Annotated in this window: 16 protein-coding genes; 15 read left to right on the top strand and 1 reads right to left on the bottom strand. The window is 28.4% G+C overall.

All coding sequences use genetic code 11. The features are described 5' to 3' along the window. Nucleotides 1-53 precede the first annotated feature (53 nt). The 4 genes from CSPA_RS10920 (at nt 54) to CSPA_RS10935 (ending at nt 5406) form a co-directional block, all read left to right on the top strand. Nucleotides 54-1709 (top strand): glycoside hydrolase family 43 protein, encoded by a 1656-nt coding sequence (locus CSPA_RS10920; RefSeq protein ID WP_015392324.1) that lies wholly within the window; start codon nt 54-56, stop codon nt 1707-1709. A 233-nt stretch (nt 1710-1942) separates the two neighbouring features. Continuing rightward, a complete protein-coding gene (locus CSPA_RS10925; protein ID WP_015392325.1) occupies nt 1943-3319 on the top strand; it encodes a glycoside-pentoside-hexuronide (GPH):cation symporter in 1377 nt (458 codons plus the stop codon). A 367-nt stretch (nt 3320-3686) separates the two neighbouring features. Beyond that, nucleotides 3687-4556 carry an EcsC family protein gene (locus CSPA_RS10930; protein ID WP_015392326.1) on the top strand — a complete coding sequence of 290 codons (870 nt, stop codon included), beginning with the start codon at nt 3687-3689 and terminating at the stop codon, nt 4554-4556. 34 nt (nt 4557-4590) lie between these two features. Further along, nucleotides 4591-5406, top strand: coding sequence for a P-loop NTPase family protein (locus CSPA_RS10935; protein WP_015392327.1), 816 nt, complete (start codon nt 4591-4593; stop codon nt 5404-5406). 100 nt (nt 5407-5506) lie between these two features. On the opposite strand, the gene CSPA_RS10940 is transcribed toward CSPA_RS10935, so the two are convergent. Next, nucleotides 5507-6682 carry a right-handed parallel beta-helix repeat-containing protein gene (locus CSPA_RS10940; protein ID WP_015392328.1) on the bottom strand — a complete coding sequence of 392 codons (1176 nt, stop codon included), beginning with the start codon at nt 6680-6682 and terminating at the stop codon, nt 5507-5509. Between the two features lie 447 nt (nt 6683-7129). Between CSPA_RS10940 and CSPA_RS10945 the strand changes: the two genes are divergently transcribed. The 11 genes from CSPA_RS10945 to CSPA_RS10995 all read left to right on the top strand — a co-directional run bounded on the left by CSPA_RS10945 (nt 7130) and on the right by CSPA_RS10995 (nt 17960). After that, nucleotides 7130-7771, top strand: a complete 642-nt coding sequence (locus CSPA_RS10945; RefSeq protein WP_015392329.1) for a glycoside hydrolase family 11 protein — start codon at nt 7130-7132, stop codon at nt 7769-7771. A 159-nt stretch (nt 7772-7930) separates the two neighbouring features. Beyond that, on the top strand, nt 7931-8761 hold the full coding sequence (locus CSPA_RS10950) for a formylglycine-generating enzyme family protein (protein WP_015392330.1): 831 nt from the start codon (nt 7931-7933) through the stop codon (nt 8759-8761). A 205-nt stretch (nt 8762-8966) separates the two neighbouring features. Next, the gene (locus CSPA_RS10955) at nt 8967-9371 is read left to right on the top strand and encodes a bacteriohemerythrin (protein WP_015392331.1); all 405 of its coding nucleotides are present in this window, start codon (nt 8967-8969) and stop codon (nt 9369-9371) included. Between the two features lie 480 nt (nt 9372-9851). Then, the gene (locus tag CSPA_RS10960) at nt 9852-10211 is read left to right on the top strand and encodes a hypothetical protein (RefSeq protein ID WP_015392332.1); all 360 of its coding nucleotides are present in this window, start codon (nt 9852-9854) and stop codon (nt 10209-10211) included. Nucleotides 10212-10399: 188 nt separating this feature from the next. Next, complete coding sequence (locus CSPA_RS10965; RefSeq protein ID WP_015392333.1) at nt 10400-12382, top strand: MASE3 domain-containing sensor histidine kinase; 1983 nt, start codon at nt 10400-10402, stop codon at nt 12380-12382. A gap of 175 nt (nt 12383-12557) precedes the next feature. Further along, nucleotides 12558-13370: an ABC transporter permease gene (locus CSPA_RS10970; RefSeq protein WP_015392334.1), complete on the top strand. Its 813-nt coding sequence runs from the start codon at nt 12558-12560 to the stop codon at nt 13368-13370. 9 nt (nt 13371-13379) lie between these two features. Beyond that, complete coding sequence (locus CSPA_RS10975; protein ID WP_015392335.1) at nt 13380-14354, top strand: ABC transporter ATP-binding protein; 975 nt, start codon at nt 13380-13382, stop codon at nt 14352-14354. Nucleotides 14355-14357: 3 nt separating this feature from the next. Then, entirely contained in the window at nt 14358-15167 is an 810-nt protein-coding gene (locus tag CSPA_RS10980) for an ABC transporter permease (RefSeq protein WP_015392336.1), read from the top strand. A gap of 155 nt (nt 15168-15322) precedes the next feature. Then, nucleotides 15323-15925 (top strand): HAD family hydrolase, encoded by a 603-nt coding sequence (locus tag CSPA_RS10985; protein WP_015392337.1) that lies wholly within the window; start codon nt 15323-15325, stop codon nt 15923-15925. A 27-nt stretch (nt 15926-15952) separates the two neighbouring features. Further along, nucleotides 15953-16903, top strand: coding sequence for an ArsR/SmtB family transcription factor (locus CSPA_RS10990; protein WP_015392338.1), 951 nt, complete (start codon nt 15953-15955; stop codon nt 16901-16903). Nucleotides 16904-17213: 310 nt separating this feature from the next. After that, nucleotides 17214-17960, top strand: coding sequence for an MBL fold metallo-hydrolase (locus CSPA_RS10995; RefSeq protein WP_015392339.1), 747 nt, complete (start codon nt 17214-17216; stop codon nt 17958-17960). Nucleotides 17961-18490: the final 530 nt, after the last annotated feature.

An 18490-nucleotide genomic window follows, 5' to 3' on the forward strand; every position in this document is an offset into this window, starting at 1 on the left:
TTTATGATTTAGATAAAAAGACATATGAATAAATAGTCAAAGGAGAGAAGTTTATGGCTAAAATTAAAAATCCAATATTAAGAGGATTTAATCCAGATCCAAGTATTTGTAGAGTTGGTGAAGACTATTATATTGCAGTATCAACTTTTGAATGGTTTCCTGGAGTGCAAATTTATCATTCTAAAGATTTGATTAACTGGAATTTAGTAGCACGGCCTCTAAATAGAATTTCACAACTAGATATGAAAGGAAGTGCTGACTCAGGTGGTGTTTGGGCGCCATGTTTAAGTTATAGTGATAATAAATTTTGGTTAATATACACAGATGTAAAAGTTACAAAGGGAATTTGGAAAGATTGCTATAATTATTTGGTTACCTGTGAAACTGTTGATGGAGAGTGGAGTGAACCAATTAATCTAAATGGATCAGGTTTTGATCCATCTCTATTCCATGATAAAAATGGTAAAAAGTATTTGCTGAATATGCTATTTGATAATAGAGTATATAATCATAGATTTGCGGGGATTGTAATGCAGGAATATTCTCCACAAGAGGAAAAATTAATTGGGGAACCTAAACTAATTTTTAAGGGTACAGAGCTTAAGTTAACAGAAGGACCTCATTTATACCAAATTGGTGATTATTATTATCTTTTAACAGCTGAAGGTGGTACAAAATATGAGCATGCAGCAACAATAGCACGTTCTAAAAATATAGAAGGTCCTTATGAAGTACATCCTAATAATCCAATTCTTACGGCATTGGATAAGCCTATGAACGAATTGCAAAAGTGTGGACATGCATCTATTGTACACACTCATATTGATGAATGGTATTTAGTTCATTTAACTGGAAGGCCACTACCATCAGATGAAATTCCTAGTGCTGAAGTAAGAGGATATGATAAAGAAACAGGAAAACCACTTCCACATACAGCACCAAGGGGATATTGTCCACTTGGAAGAGAAACAGCTATCCAAAAACTTGAATGGATAGATGGCTGGCCATATGTAGTAGGTGGAAAAGAAGGTGCAATAGAAATCGATGCACCTAATATTGAGGAAGTAAAATGGGAAGCTAGTTATCAAGAATTAGATCATTTTGACAGTGATAAATTAAACATTAATTTTCAATCATTACGTATTCCGTTAACTGAGAATATTATGTCTTTAAGAGAAAAGCCAGGGAATATGCGATTATACGGAAAAGAATCATTAATATCCAAATTTACTCAGGCTTTAGTTGCGAGAAGATGGCAGTCTTTTAATTTTGATGCAGCTACAAGTGTGTCTTTTAATCCAGATACTTTCCAACAAGCAGCAGGGCTTGTATGCTACTACAACACAGAGAACTGGACAACAATTGATGTTACATGGAATGAAGAAAAAGGTAGAGTAATTGATATTATTTCTTGTGATAACTTTGAATTTTCACAACCATTATCTCAAAATATGATTCAAGTACCAGAAAATGTTGAATATGTACACTTAAAAGTAGAAGTTAGAGTCGAAGAGTATAAGTTCTTTTATTCCTTTGATGGATCAGAATGGAATGAGATACCTATAAGTTTTGAATCTAAAAAATTATCAGATGATTATGTAGGTGGAGGAGCCTGCTTTACAGGAGCATTTGTAGGAATGCACTGTCAAGATGTTAGTGGAAAAAATAAATACGCAGATTTTGATTATTTTATGTATAAAGAATTGTAATTACTTCAATTGTTTATGTTGTTATTTGTTATGATTATTGGTATTTGTAAATGAAAGAGAAAAACATAAGTACACAAATTGAAAATTGTTATAAAAATAATGCTTGCGGAATTCCGCAAGCAGATATATAAATATCGATCATTATATGGATATTTATATAAAATATGATAAATATTACAAAGAAATATGAAGCTTAGAAACAATTTTATGAATTAAAAATGGAGGAGATTCAAATGAACATTAGTCAAGCAACATCTAAAGTATCTGAAAAAATTACTTTAAAAGAAAAAATGGGTTATGCAACAGGAGATTTAGCTTGTAATTTTATTTATCAAACAGTAAGTAGTTTCTTATTATTCTTCTATACAGACGTTTTTGGGATTTCTGCAGTAGCAGCAGGATTTATGTTTCTAATTGTGAGGATGATTGATGCTGTAATGGATCCACTTATTGGAACAATAGTTGATAAAACCAATACTAAATATGGTAGATTTCGTCCATACCTATTATATGGTGCATTTCCATTTGCAGGGGTAGCAATCCTATGTTTTACAACACCAGGATTTTCTGATCCTATGAAATTAGTATATGCTTATATTACATATACTTTGCTATCAATAACATATTCAGTGGTTAATATTCCTTATGCAGCTCTAACTTCAGCGATTACTCAAGATAATAAGGAAGTTGTTAGTTTAACTTCTGTTAGAATGCTATTTTCTAATATTGGAGGATTAATTGTTTCTTTTGGGGTTCCACTTTTAGCAGGAATATTTACAAATGCAACAGGAAAAACAAGTACAGGATGGCAAATTACTATGTCAATAATGGGAGTTTTAGGAGCTCTTTTATTAATCTATTGCTTCATGAATACAAAAGAGCGTGTTCAAATTAATCATTCTGAAGAAGCAAAAATTAATGTTAAAGATATTTTTATCCAATTAAAATCAAATCGTCCCTTAGTAATAATATGTCTTTTCTTTATTCTTAATTTTGGTGTTAATTCAATTGTCAATTCTGTTGGAATTTATTATGTTACTTATAATGTTGCAAGACCAGATTTAGTAAAATGGTATGGTTTAATGGGAACTTTACCTGCATTAATTCTTATGCCATTAATGCCAACAATGTATAAATTGATGGGGAAGAAAAAGTTACTATTTACTGCTTTATCGTTAAAGGCAATTGGCTTAATAGCGTTATTCCTTGTTCCACCTACAATGGTTCAACTTGTATTTGCAGGACGATTAATTGCAGCATTAGGAACTATAACTGCAGGCGCTTTTACATGGGCATTAATTCCTGAAACTATCGATTATGGTCAATATAAGACAGGTAAACGTGCAAGTGGTGTAATATATGCGTTAGTTGGATTCTTCTTCAAGTTCGGTATGGCAATTGGTGGAATTGTACCAGGCTTAATCTTGGCGAATTTTGGTTATGTGGCTAATCAGGCACAAACTGCAACAGCATTGCATGGAATTTTGCTTACAATGACTGTTATTCCAGTAATATTTGTAATAATAGAACTTGCTGCAATATTCTTCTACAACTTGGATGAAAAAGAGCATAAAAGAGTACTTAGTGAATTAAATAACGCAGGAATGTAGTTCTAAAATGCATTAAAGTATCTTGTTTGTGAATTAATATAAATAAAGAAAAATATAAGTTTGTATTTATTCTAGGATATTTTTAAGTTGAGAAACATTGAATATTACTGATACTGTGAAAAATATCATAAATAAATGTTAGCTTTAATAAAATCTTAGATATAATTGATGCAAAGCTTACCATATAAGATATGGTGAGCTTTGCTATTTTAACTAAACCCAGATTTTTCTTTGAGTTCTTACGGATAACATTGGGAAGTTAAAAGTAATCATATCATCAATAAGAGAGGAGAACTTAAAATTAACTAAAGAACTTTATATGTATACTATGATAAAATATGTATAGTGGTAAGAATGGAGGGAGAATATGAATAATAAAGAGGGAAAAAATAAATTTGAATTAGCATTAACTATAGCATTAAAATTACCAGGAGTGAAAGTAAATAGGGCTAGTTTTTTAAAAAAAGAACTACGTAATTATGTTTCAAAAGAAAAAATTAATCAAGCTATTAAATCAAATACAATAGAAGCAGAAATTGATTTACATGTATTGGATAAGGTAGCAAAAAAAATAATAAGTAAAAGAACGACTCAAACAGCAAGAACTTCTTTTTTTGCAGGATTACTGGGTGGATTTGCTATGGCGGCAACTATACCAGCAGATACATTGCAATTTTTTAGAGTAGCACTTAAAATTGCACAGGAATTAGCATATTTATATGGATTTGAAGATTTATGGATAGATGATAATGCTGATAGTGAAAAAGTCAGAAAAGAATTAATACTTTTTTTAGGAGCAATGTTTGGGGTCGGTGGTGCAAATGCTACATTAAGATTGATTTCAACTAATATAGCAAAGCAAGAATTAAAAAAACTACCAAGGCAAGTATTAATTAGGAATATATATTTACCTGTAATAAAGAAAATAGCGGAGACAATAGGTTTAAAGATGACAAAAGACACCTTTACCAAAGGTGGAACTAAAGCTATACCTCTTTTAGGTGGTGTAATTTCTGGAGGTTTAACATATATATCTATGAAGTCTATGGGGAATAGATTAAGGCTAGCATTAGAAAGTTCAGTTGATAAAAATTATACAAGAGAAGATTTGAAAAATGATATTCAAGATTTAGAAAGAGTTACTGGAGAAACTATAGATATTCAATATGAAGCTGTAGAGAGTGAATCTAATGATGTAATTGAAGAAGCATCTATAGAAAAGGAAGAAGGCTTTTGAGAGAATTAAATTTAGATATAGGAGGCATTTTTAATTGAAAAATAAGTTGTTTATAATAGAAGGATTACCTTGTACTGGTAAAAGCACAACAGGAAAATTTGTATCAGACTTTCTTTTAAAAGAAGGACATGCTGCTTTATACTTTGACGAAGGTAATTTAGAACATCCAGCAGATTATGAATTTCATGCATTTATGACAAGTAATGATTTGCAAATATTGAGTGATGAGGAATTACAACAAGTTAAAAATATTGGAGTTGAAGAAAATTCAGGTTTAGTTATACCACTTTCTAAGATAAGTGGAGAGTTATTTGATAAAATAATTCCTTTTAAAATATATGATTGTTTACCATGGGAAATAGAAAAAACAGTAATGCTAAATTATTGGGCTGAATTTGTAAAGCAGGCATATAAGGAAGATAAAATTTATGTTTTTAACTGCTGTTTTTTACAGAATCCATTATGTGAAATGATGATGAGATTTAATTATACTTATGAAAAGATTAAAGAATACATAATAAATATTTATGAAAATATAAAGGACTTAAATCCTGTAGTGATTTATTTGAAAAATTCTAAAGTAAAAGAAAGAGTTGCTGAAATTGCTATAGAACGAGATGATGACTGGCTGAAAAGTGTTATTGAGTATCATACTTCGCAAGGTTATGGAAAGGCAAATGGTTTAAAAGGTTTTGATGGATATATTACATGTCTTGAAGAAAGACAAAAGTTAGAATTAAAAATTTTAGAACAACTAAGTATTGATAAAATTATTATTGATACACCTTTTGAAAATTGGGAAAGAACTCATAATAAAATTAGAGAATTAATTAAAGCGTTGGACGATTAATAAAAAAATATAATTACAGTATTAAATATAAACTGTACCCTTTGTTATATTATAATTTCAAAAGGTACAGTTTTGTTTAATCAAATTTTAGTACTTGAGTTTATTTCCAAGTATTATTATTGGTTGTACAATTTTCTAATGTTACGTTATTGCTATTATCTAATAAATAATCAAATTTATTATTACTAATTTCTGAATCTCTTACTGTTATTGTACTATTACTATTTCCTAAATAATCTGTAGTCTTAAAGAAATATTTATTATCCTTATCATAGTCTTGAGTTGTTGATTTTGTGTTATTTCGTATAATACATTTATTTAACAATACATTTGAGTTATCTGTTGCTTCAAGAAAACTCCAACTAAAATTATTATTATCAGCAAATTCACATTTTTCAAAGGTAACTTCTTTTGCGTTAGATACTGCAACTATATTGCTGAAAGCTTCGTGATTGACTATTTTATTATTTGTAAATTTAATAGCTTCAGAGTTTGAAATATCAATTGCCCTTAAGGAGCAATGATCTATTTTACAATTTGATGCTGTAAGTCTTTTAACAGAGTTTAAACTAATACCTATACTTCCACATCCATATAATTCTGAATTTTCTATAGAAATATCATTACTATTATTGAAGTTAAGTACACCCGCATTACATTCATATGGTTCAGGTGTGTGACCTGCAATTATATTTTTTATAGAAACATTATTAACATTTGTAAATTTCATTATATTAGCATAGCGAGGAGATACTTTTATTTCTGTAGTTCCTGAACCAGTACCTTCAATAGTTAAATTATGAAGGTTTTTTATGTTTAATTCTTTTCCATCATAAACGTTTTCCCATACAACAGAATTATCTGAGTTATTATTTTGTTGAATAGTTGATAAATTATATACTCCTGGTTTTAACAAGATTCTTTTATTTGATCCTATGGCATTAACAAATTCCTGGGAAGTTCCAACAGTAACTTCAGTAATTTGTTCTTTAGAAGTATTGTTATTGGCTGTTCCAGTTGGCTGAATTATAGTTCCATCAGGACCTAATTTATAATTATCAATAGTTACATCATGAACCATATACCCATCGGAATTAAAATAATACCATTTACCATTTATTTGAGTCCATCCTGTGGCCCATGGAGTATCGATTGAATACCACCAGCCTTTACTGTCTTTTTTCCAAGAAGCATTAGCACCAATTGGATTTAGCATAAATACAGAAGTCATAATTAATAATGAAGAAACTATTTTTGTTAATTTCATTTTTATCATCTCATACACCCCTAAAAATTATTTTTTTATAGTTTAATTTTACCATTAAAAATATTCCTTTGAGAATATTGGTTGATAAATAATTTGGATTATATGGATATTTAAGAAAAAATATCAAAATAATAATTAATATAATCCTGCAAAGCAATTATTTTTGTATGAACTAGCATAAGTAATAAGTATATAGGAGATGTAAAGAAGATTGGAAAAGGGGCAACAACATGAAGTATAGTAAGATAATTTGTGAATAAAGTAAAAATATATATAAAAATTAGTATAAAAACTATAATTTATATGGTTTTAAAATAACTGGAAAATTGGTAATATAATGAAAACGATATAAAGTGATTAATAAAAGGGGTAATATTCAAGTAGTATGTAGATAAGTTGCAAGAAATATTAAAATTGTAAAGTAACTAAATGGTACAATGAAAGGGGAATCATTTAATGAAAAAAAGAGGATTAAAATTATTTCTAGCATCTTTAATGTGCTGTACGCTTGCACTATCTGTTGTAAACGTCAACACAAATGCAGCTACTACAGATTATTGGCAAAATTGGACTGATGGAGGCGGGACAGTAAATTCAAACAATTTATCTGGTGGACAATTTAGTGTTGACTGGAAAAATTGTGGGAATTTTGTTGTTGGTAAAGGATGGAACTATGGTTCATATACTAGAGTTGTAAATTATAATGCTGGAGATTTTTCACCATCAGGTAATGGGTATCTATCTTTGTATGGATGGACAAGAAACTCACTTATAGAATATTATGTTGTTGATAACTGGGGAAGTTATAGACCTACTGGTACTTATATGGGTACTACAAATAGCGATGGAGGCACCTACGATATTTATAAAACTATGAGATATAATCAACCTTCAATTGACGGTTACTCAACATTTCCACAATTCTGGAGTGTTCGTCAATCTAAGAGATCTACTGGTACTAATAATGCTATTACTATGAAAAATCATGCTGATGCATGGGGAAGTAAAGGTATGGCACTTGGATCTAGTTGGGCTTACCAAGTGGTAGCAGTAGAAGGATATCAAAGCAGTGGACATGCCAATGTAAACGTTTGGTAATTTTGTTTGATTAAAGGTTTATATAAAATGATATTTAAATCTTAGACCAATATAAATAATGCTTATCTACATATTACTTAAATATTACCTGTAAGGAAATTAATCATCTTAAAATTTATTCAAAGTTATAATTTTTTACATTAGTTGGGAGATATATCAATGAAAAAATTATTAATAATACTTTTAATGGGAATTATGCTTCAGATAAGTGGGTGTTCGCAAATTAAGTCAGATAGCCTTACCTTAGTAAAAGGTGGAGAGATCATAAGTAAAAGGTCAAACTATTATGGAAGAGTGGAAGAGATGCATAATTTTTATATTGGTAAATATGAGGTGACTCAAAAAGAGTGGGTTGATATAATGGGCAGTAATCCCTCGCATTTTATAGGTGACAATTTGCCAGTGGAAATGGTAAGTTGGTATGATAGTGTTGAATACTGTAATAAACGAAGTATAAAGGAAGGTTTAAAACCTTATTACAATATAGATAAAAATAAAAAAGATTCTGATAATAAAAATAATAATGATGATATAAAGTGGACAGTAACTATTAATGAAGGTGCTAATGGGTATAGGTTACCAACGGAGGCTGAATGGGAATATGCTGCAAGTGGTGGGCAGCTGAGTAAGAATTATACTTATTGTGGAAGTGATAATCCAGATGAAGTAGCATGGTATTGGAGAAATGCTGGGGAAAAATACTTACAAGGAAATTGGGATTGGCCTGTAATAGAAAATAACAAGGATAAAACAAAGCCTGTAGGCGGTAAGAAATCAAATGAGTTAGGGCTTTATGATATGTCTGGAAATGTAAGGGAGTGGTGTTGGGATTGGTATAAAGGTCTTGATATGAGTGTTATATCTGCCAGAGTTACTAAAGGTGGTGGTTGGGTCGGAGATCTAGAAAGCTGCGATCCATATTATAGTGGTAAGTATGATGCAAATGGTAAAGGACCAGATCAAGGCTTACGAATATGCCGTAGCGAATAAATGGAAGCTGTGACTATTAATTTATATTGTAAACTTAATTATAGAGCATTTTGTAGAAAAATGAGGAATGAAAACCGGTGCTAGTAATATTGTAATTTAGTAAAATATAAGTATGGGTGTGCATAATTATGAGAGGTGCTAATAAGCATAAAATTAAGTGTAAACCTTTTAAAACTAAATTTATTTTACGAAAGGTGTTGGTTTTATGAGTTTAAGATGGGATGACAAGTTATTAATTGGGGTTGAAAATGTCGATAAGCAGCATAAGGAATTATTTAATTATTTAGATAAGTTTTTATCTGCTGTAAAAGAAGGAAAAGGAAAACAAGAAATAGAAAACGCGTTGAATTTTCTAGAAGACTATACAATAAAGCATTTTCATGATGAAGAAGAAATTCAAAAAAGATATAGATATCCGAGAATGAATGAACAATGTAAACAGCATGAAGCATTTAAAAAAGAGCTTAAAGATTTGAGAAGTGGATTTGAGGATATTGGAGCATCAGTGTTATTGGCTTTAAATGTTCAAAATAAAATGGTTAATTGGGTTAAAAATCATATATCAACGCTAGATAGAGATCTAGGTGAGTACATAAAGAATAAAAAATAATAAACTTTTAAATATACTTGTATAGGATATAGAAGCGATTAATAGAACTTAGTTAAAGTAATTACACTTTTCTGAGTTCTATTTTTTATTCTTTAGAAAAATCTATAATAAAGTTAAATCTGTTGATAACTTATTGAAAAGGCCAATTAAGTAGGTTTTGTGTGTCAAAAAGAATAAAAAATAAATCTTATTCGCCTGCCAGATTTTTCTCACATGCGTTCGAAAAGGCAAATGCGTAAAAAAAATCTCCGGCTCCACAGTCGCCTGCGATTTTTTTACTAAAATAATTATTTCAATATAAAATTGAGATAAAATTATTCCAACAGCTATACACTAAAAATTTGTAATATGTTATAATTTTAGAAAAAGCATTTTTAGGGAGAGAAATTGATAACTAATGTTGAAAATTGTTGTTTTACAAGGAATAACGACTTAAGGGTATCAGTTTATTATTTTAGGTATATAAAGGGGAGAAAATGTATGGAATTATTGAATCATTATAAGGGGTTTATTATTATTGGAATTTCAGGGTTTATTGGATTTTTAGGGATAGTATCTCTAATTAAAAAGCCAAAGGCACTAAGTAGATTTGAGGCTTTTTGGACAGCCTTAGTACTATGTTCAGAAGGAGTTTACTTGGGATTTTGCATTAATAGTCAAGAGGCTGTACTTGAAATTATATTTTTAGGGGTTGCTATATTTCTATTATGGGTAATAATATTATTTCTATTTAGAAGACCTAAATTCGAGCATAGAGGAATAGTAATGATAACCTGCTTAGTAGGAATTATACTTTATCTAGCTTTGTTTTATTTGAATCATTTTAATTTATTAGGATAAATAATTTATAGATACATATTTAAGGCTTATGTTATTTGTTTAGTAACATAAGCTTTTTTGTTGCTAATTGAGAAAAAAGTCATAATTTGAATTTTAAATGTGAAATTTGATTATAAAAGTAGAAGAAATTAAGAAAAAATATGTAGAAAATGATAGAATATGATAGAATATATGAAAGGAGGCGAATTATGCATATTTTATCAATCTTTCGAAAAAAGATAATTGAGTATTTACATTTAGTAGTTATGTGCGTTAGCTTATATTATGTATCAAAATTTAATTTTGTATATTTGGATGCATCTGCAGAAATAGTAACTGTTCTTTTTGGATTTATACTCATATTAATAATATTAAGTACAATAAAAGCATGTGATAGTAAGTATTTTCATTTGATAGCATTTATACTTAGTATTTTTGGAATTATTGCATTATTTGTTGATGATTATGGAGAAAATAATTTATTGTATATTTTATTTCAATATTACGAATGTATTTTATTGAATTTATCGGTTAAGTATATAAATAAAAAGGCTAATTTGAGTAACCTATTTTCTGAAAATAAAATTCTTGTAAGCTTATTTTTATTTATTACTTTTGTTATCAGTTATGTATCAAAAAACTATGATACTAAATACTCTTTAGATATACTTGGAAGTGTAAGTGCAGTATTAATTATACTCGGATATATAATTTTCTTTTATAGAATTATTAAAACTAAAGCTAATATTCTAAATGGAAGTAAATTGAATTTGTTTTCATTGATATTTTTCAAGAGTTTATCATATCTTTGTTTTTCATTATTTAATGATACAACTATTAATATACTGGGGCACTTGTTTGAAAATATAGTGTACTATTACATATTTAATATAATTATCAAAGAGATAGTTATAAATCCTTATAATAATTTATTTAATAGGTTTATGAACAAATCACAGGAGTTAGAAATTGCTAATAAAAAGATAGATAAAATAAGTCATAAGGCTGCTAATATAGAAAAATTAAACGATAAATTCATTAATTTAATTCCAGATGGAATTATAATAATCAGAGATAAGAAAATCGAATCTGTGAATGATAGACTTTTAAATATGTTTGATATTAATGACGAATTAGAAGTTGAAAAGGCTGATTTTGATAAAATACTAGATAGTTCACAATTAGATATTTTTATGTCAAGAATAAATAGCATGGATAGCAGGATTTTAGAAAAACCGCAAGAGTACGAGATAAAATGGGACGGAATGAAAAAATGGGTCGAAGTAAAGTCATTAATTGCCAATGATGAAAGAGGAGAATATATCATTTCTGCAATACGAAATATTGAAGATAGAAAAAAGGTTGAAGAAGCAGAAAAATTATTAGAACTAAAAAATAAAGAGGAAAGTCTTAAAAATGATTTTTTTGCGAATATATCACATGAACTTAGGACACCAATTAATGTTATTTATTCTGCTCTTCAAGTTCAAAATGGTTATTTAAAAAAGGACAACTGTAATGAAAATGTATTAAAATATAATTTGATAATTAAACAAAATTGTCTAAGACTTATGAGATTGATTAATAATATCATAGATATAACAAGAATAGAAAGTAGTTTTTTTATACCAAACTATAAAATAGAGAATATTGTTTACTTAGTAGAAGAAATAACTATGTCAATTGCAGTCTATGTTAAAAGTAAGAATATTAAACTAATCTTTGATACAGAGGTGGAAGAAGCCTATGTTAATTGTGATTCGAATTTGATTGAAAGAATTATGCTTAATGTGCTTTCAAATGCAGTGAAGTATGGAAAAGAGGGCGGGAATATTTTTGTTAATATCTATAAGGATGGTGAAAATAATATTTTAATTTCAGTGAAAGATGATGGTATGGGAATACCAAGTGACATGCAGGCAAATATTTTTGAAAGATTTTCAAAGGTTGACAACAGCATATCTAGGAAGATAGAAGGTAGTGGGATAGGTTTATCTCTTGTTAAGCAGCTTGTGGAAATTCAACAAGGAACTATTGTTTGTGAAAGTGAATTGAATGTTGGATCAGAATTTAAAATAACCTTTCCAACTGTAGAATATTCTTTAGAAGATGTAACAGATGAGGAACAGTTAAATTGCTATTCTAATAATGCTATAGAAACTGCTGAAATTGAATTTTCTGATATTTATTAATAATTAGTAAAAGTTAAAGGTAATAAACATTTATGAGTAAGTGTTTATTACCTTTTTCATTTAAGTACAAACTATTGACAAATTATCCCTTGAACTTTACAATGCTTCCGAAATAGATAATAAGAAATTTGATTAACTAAATAGTTAATTAAAAATAAGAAGGAGATGATCAGTTGTGAAGGGAAAGGTTCTCATGGCGACATTCAAAAGGAATTTTATTGTTATGCTTAGGGCATATCCAATGAGTTTTTTTGTAGGAAATCTTTTAACAGGGTTTTACACAGTAGTAGGAGCATTGTTTATGTACAAGATGCTTTTTAACGGAGCAGTTGGGAAGGAATTTTTAGGTTACACAGGTACTGGAGATTATATGAGCTATGTAATTTTAGGCAGCTTAACTTACATTTATGTTGTTAGGACATGCTTAAATGTAAGTAGGAGTCTTATTACTGAGTTAAGGGAAGGTACCTTGGAAAGCTTGATGCTTGCACCTTTTAAAAGGGGAGAATATTTTATAGGAAATATGCTTCAGCAGACTGTCGCTACTACCTTTGAAGTGAGTATATCTTTAATTATTGCTATTCCCTTTGGTTTGAATTTAAGCAGTGTAAACATATCAGCTCTTATTATTTCAGCACTTTTAGGTTTATATGGTTTCTTTGGATTGTCTATGGTCCTTGCTTCTATAATGCTGTATACAAGAGATACTTATATTTCACAAAATACTTTATTTGTAGGAATGCTTTTGCTATGTGGTATAACTTTTCCAACAGAATATTTGCCAACAGTTTTAAGGTGGATGGGAGAATTAATACCTGTAACTGAAATTTCAAATTTAGTAAGAGGCTCAGTGCTTTTAGGTAAAGGAATCTTTGAGCAGACAAATACAATTATTTATGTATTTTTATTAAGTACCGTTTATATGATAATAGGATTTTTAAGTCTTAAGAAAATAGAATTTATAGCATTAGAAAAAATTCAAGGATAGGTGATAAGCATGATAGAAGCAAGAAATTTAAAGAAGATATATGAAACTAAAATTAGTAAAGGATTATTTAAAAGTGAAAAAGTTAAATTTGAAGCAGTCAAAGACGTGTCTATAAAATTAAAGGAGGGACAGATAATAGGACTCTTAGGTATTAACGGGGCTGGAAAAACGACTACTATTAAGATGCTGACAACCTTACTTTCCCCAACCTCTGGAGAATATTTTGTTGATGGAATTGATGCAGTTAAAAATCCAATGGTTATAAAAAAGAAAATTAATATGGTTGCTGGTGGGGAGAAAATGATTTATTTTAGACTGACTCCACAAGAGAACCTATGGTATTATGGACAGCTATATGGAATACCAAATAAGCTTCTTCAAGAGAGAATTGATTATCTTCTTAAGTTGGTTGGTTTATATGAAAATAAGGATAAAAAAGTAGAGGAATTTTCTAAAGGAATGAAGCAAAGGCTTCAAATTGCCAGAGGACTTATTAATGATCCTCAATATATATTTATGGATGAACCAACCTTAGGCTTAGATGCAGTAACTTCAAAAGAGTTGAGGGAAAATGTTAAAGTACTTACTAAAGAAAGAGGCAAGGGAATATTATTAACCTCACATTATATGGAGGAAGTTGAAGAACTTGCAGATTATATTTATGTTTTAGATAAAGGAGAAATAATTAAACAGGGAACGGTTAAGGAATTGTCCAAGGATGTATTTACAAAAATAGAATATAAATTAATTCTTCATAATAATATAGAAGGTTTTGATAACTATTTGTTTAATATTTTAGCCAGTAAGGATAGCACAGTTGAAGTATATAATGATGAAAAGACTTACAAAATCATAAGTTCAAGAAATTTAAGTCTTGATATATCAAAAGCTTGTATAAATAAAGGAGCAATTATAAAAGAATATTACGAAATTGTACCTAACCTTGAAGACACTATAATAAAACTTTCAAAGAAGGGAGCATAATTTATGAAGACATTTTTTAAAGTTTGCTCCGCAGAAATGAAAAAACAGCATTTAAATTATTTTCACAGCAAATTAATCTATGTTTCATTATTTTTATGGCCAATACTTAATTTTATAACTACCTATTATAGTTTTAAGCCTTTTCGAATAAATAATAGTAATATTAGCTATCTTAATGAGGAAAATGTGGTAATATTTATAGTATTAGGATATATGGCAATGAGTTTGTTTAGAAGCTTGGTTCAATCGGCTTGGAACTTTTCTTTTGAAAGAATAAGTGGAACCTTGGAATTAATTTATTTATCGCCAGCTTCAAGGCAGGGGGTAATCTTAGGGAATGCTTTATCTTCACTTTTTGAAAGTGTTGTATTTATGGTACTTTTTACAATAGGAGTGCTAATCTTTAAAAGAGAGGTTTTGAATATTAATTATTTAGCATTGATGATAGTTTTTATTATAACCTTAGCAATGGCAGTAGTATGGGGGATGTTATTGAATTCGATCTTTTTGTTTTCAAGAGATTCAGGTTTTTTATTTACAATCTTAGAAGAACCTATGGAGATATTTTCAGGAGTAAAGGTACCAACCTCAGTATTTCCAATGTGGGCAAAGGTTATAAGCCTTGTGTTTCCATTAACCTATGCTATTGAAGCTGTAAGAAAGGTTGTATTAAATGGAAGTCCTTTAAGTGAAATGAATAATTTTATTGTTATTGGCTTAGGAATAATAATACTATTATATATTGCATGTATACAAATAATTAAGCTGGTTGAAATTCATAGCAGAAAAACAGGTGATTTTACTTATTTTTAATAAGCTTTTAATTGTATATTATATATACTACAAAATAATTGTTCAAAACCTAAAGATATCCTAAGAATATCTTTAAGCTTTGAATAGTGAGTTGTGAACGTTGATATAGATATCCAAATTAATAATAAAACTTATAAATAAGGTGGAGATAGTTAATGATTAAAAATGTAGTCTTTGATATTGGAAATGTATTATTAAATTTTGAACCAAAAGAATATGTAAGATCTAAAGTCATTGAAGAAAAAGTTGAAGAAATATACGAGAGTATTTTTAAAAGTGAAGAATGGCCAATGCTTGATAGGGGAACAATTACTGAAGCAGCTGCTAAAGCAAATATAATTAAAAGAAAAATTGAAAATGAAGAGTTTATTAATGCAGTTTTTCAAGATTGGTATGCTATTTTGTCACCTATAGAAAGCAGTGTGGATATATTAAAAAAATTAAAAGAAAATGGGTATAAGCTTTTTTATTTATCTAATTTTCATTTGGCTGCTTTTGAATATGTAACTAAAAACCATGATTTTTTTGAATTATTTGATGGAGGAATTGTTTCTTATAAGGAAAAGCTTCTTAAGCCAGAAAAAGAAATTTATGATAAAATTTTAGATACATATAAACTTGAACCAAGTGAAACTATATTTATAGATGATACAGAAGAAAATGTTACAGCAGCAAGGAAACATGGTATACATGGAATTGTATTAAAAGATCCCAAAGATTTACAAGCCTTATTAAACGAATTTCAGGTTAAGGTTTGATAACTTTTATAGTGAAAAGGAAGCTTTATGAAGATAGCTGTTATTTATGAAAAAGGAATTAAAGGTGAGTTTGTATATTCTCCACTTAATGAAATGTTTTGTGCAATGCACATATTGATAAAGCCTGAGCATCATTTGCATAGAAATAAGTGGATTCAAAAGATAGCTAATAATGAAAAAATGTTAGAAGCTATAAAAAAATATTCTGATATTACAGAGGAATATTGCATAGTAATGGATTTTTGTGCTTATTTTGAAGAATGTACAGAGTTAAATATATTGAGTGCTATAGAATTTTTATCACAAGTACCTCTTAATAAAATAAATAAAATCTTTAAAGCCTATGATAAAAGAATGAACCAAAGCCAATATAAAGAATTCTTGGAATTGTTAAAAAGGTTTTATATTGAAATATTTGCGGAAGAATTAAAATATATAGAACCGATGATAACTAGAATATTAAAGAAAAAAGCCAAACTTGCAGAAGATATTGGAATCTTTAACTTTGTAGAAACTATTCATGAAAGAATAAAGGTGGAAGAGGAAAAAATAAAATTCTATAAGAATAAAGAATATGTGGTAAAGAAAGCTGAAATCAAAACAATTACCATAAATCTATCAACTTTTATAAGTCCTCATTTAATGCTTGGAATAATAAATAATAATTTATATTTAACATATTTAGTGGAACTAGATACTTATGAAAAAGAAAGTCCCAAGGATTTAGAAAGAGCTTTAAAAGCTTTAGGAGATGGAACCAGATTACGAATTCTAAAAGAAATAAGCAGAAAAGGTAAGAGTACACAGGAATTAAGTACTTTACTAAATATATCAGAAGCAGCGGTATCTAAAGCTTTAAAACTTTTGCAAGAAGGTGAGCTAGTTAAAAAAGAAAGACAAGGAAATTATATAATATATACTGTTAATACAATTTCAATTGATTTTATTGCTTATAAGATATATGAATATATTTATTAAATTCTCAATTATAAATGTTCAATTATTAATTAATGTTGGAAGTTAAAAGGAGAAAGTTCATGTTTCTTAACATAAAATTTGGACATTCCCTTTTGGAGAGTTGATTTTTATTTATGAATTTATTAATTTGCGATATAATATTAATTAAAACTTATATAAAAGAATATATATGTTGAAAAAGTATTATTCAAGAAATAAAGATTTCCAAAGGAAATCAACATTTATTTATAATTGATGCCCTAAAAGGGTACCCTGTGGGGTATTGAACCTTGATAATTGCAATATATATATTTGAGAGGAGACAAAGTTCATGAAAATAGCAAATGGTGTTGAAATGCTTGAATTAGCAGCTAAAAATATGAAAGGTGAACCTACATCCATTTATCCAATATTAATATGTGATAAGGAAACAATTATTTTAGTTGATGCTGGATATCCAGGACAATTAGAGCAAATTCGTAAAGAAGTAGAAAAAACAGGCGTAAAATTTGAAACTGTGAATATGGTGCTAATTACACATCACGATATCGATCATATTGGAAGTCTTGCAAGTATAGTGAAGGAACTGCCTGAGGTAAAAGTGCTTTGTCATGAGGAAGAAAAAGCATATATTGAGGGAGTTAAGAAGCCACATAAATTAGCTATGCTAGAAGCTAATTTAGATAATTTATCACAAGAAATGAAAGGCTTTTATGAACATTTTAAGGTTGGTTTTGAAAAAGCGAGAACAAAAGTTGATAGAACCTTAAAAGATGGTGAAGAGTTACCTTATTGTGGTGGCATAACAATAATTTATACACCAGGACATACTATGGGACATAGCTGCTTATATTTTAAAGAAAGTAAAACTCTTATAGCGGGAGATCTTTTAATGGTTAAAGAGGGAGTTCTTGTTAAAGCTCCTGAGTCAATTAATTTTAATGATGAGTTATGCTTAAAATCCCTAAAAAAGCTTATGCAATATGATATAGAAAATGTGGTTTGCTATCATGGAGGCATATATAGCAATAAAGTTAATGAACGAATAAATGAATTAATAGAAACATTAGCACAATAAAATAGGAAGGGCATTAGTAAAATTTTGTCTAAATATAAACCTACGAAAATTTTTCGTAGGTTTATATTTTAAATTTAATTATTTATGATTGGTTATAATAACATTAATGTAAATTATAGTAAAAATATAATGATTAAATTACAATTATATGTTATATTATATATAAAAATAATAGTTAAGATAAATGTATGGAGGTGCTATTACATTTTTGGTGATTACTAAGATATAAAAAGTAGAAATGAAAACGTTAGAATATATGGTTAAGAATAAGTAGAATAAATGTATTTTTATTCAAATATTTAACAGCTGATTTAAATAAAAGGGAATTGATGGATTATTCATCAGCATAGTACTTAAAACTCCTAGTTTAAATTGATATGAGATCTCAATGGAATACCTTTTAGAGGCATAATATTATTTATTTGTAAGAAAAAAAGTGGATAAATATTATAAAAGATATTATAATGTATCATATTATGCATTTTTAACTATTATGGAATATATTCAAAGAATTTTAATAATTAATTGTG

This window comes from Clostridium saccharoperbutylacetonicum N1-4(HMT), from assembly GCF_000340885.1.
Lineage (GTDB): Bacteria > Bacillota > Clostridia > Clostridiales > Clostridiaceae > Clostridium > Clostridium saccharoperbutylacetonicum.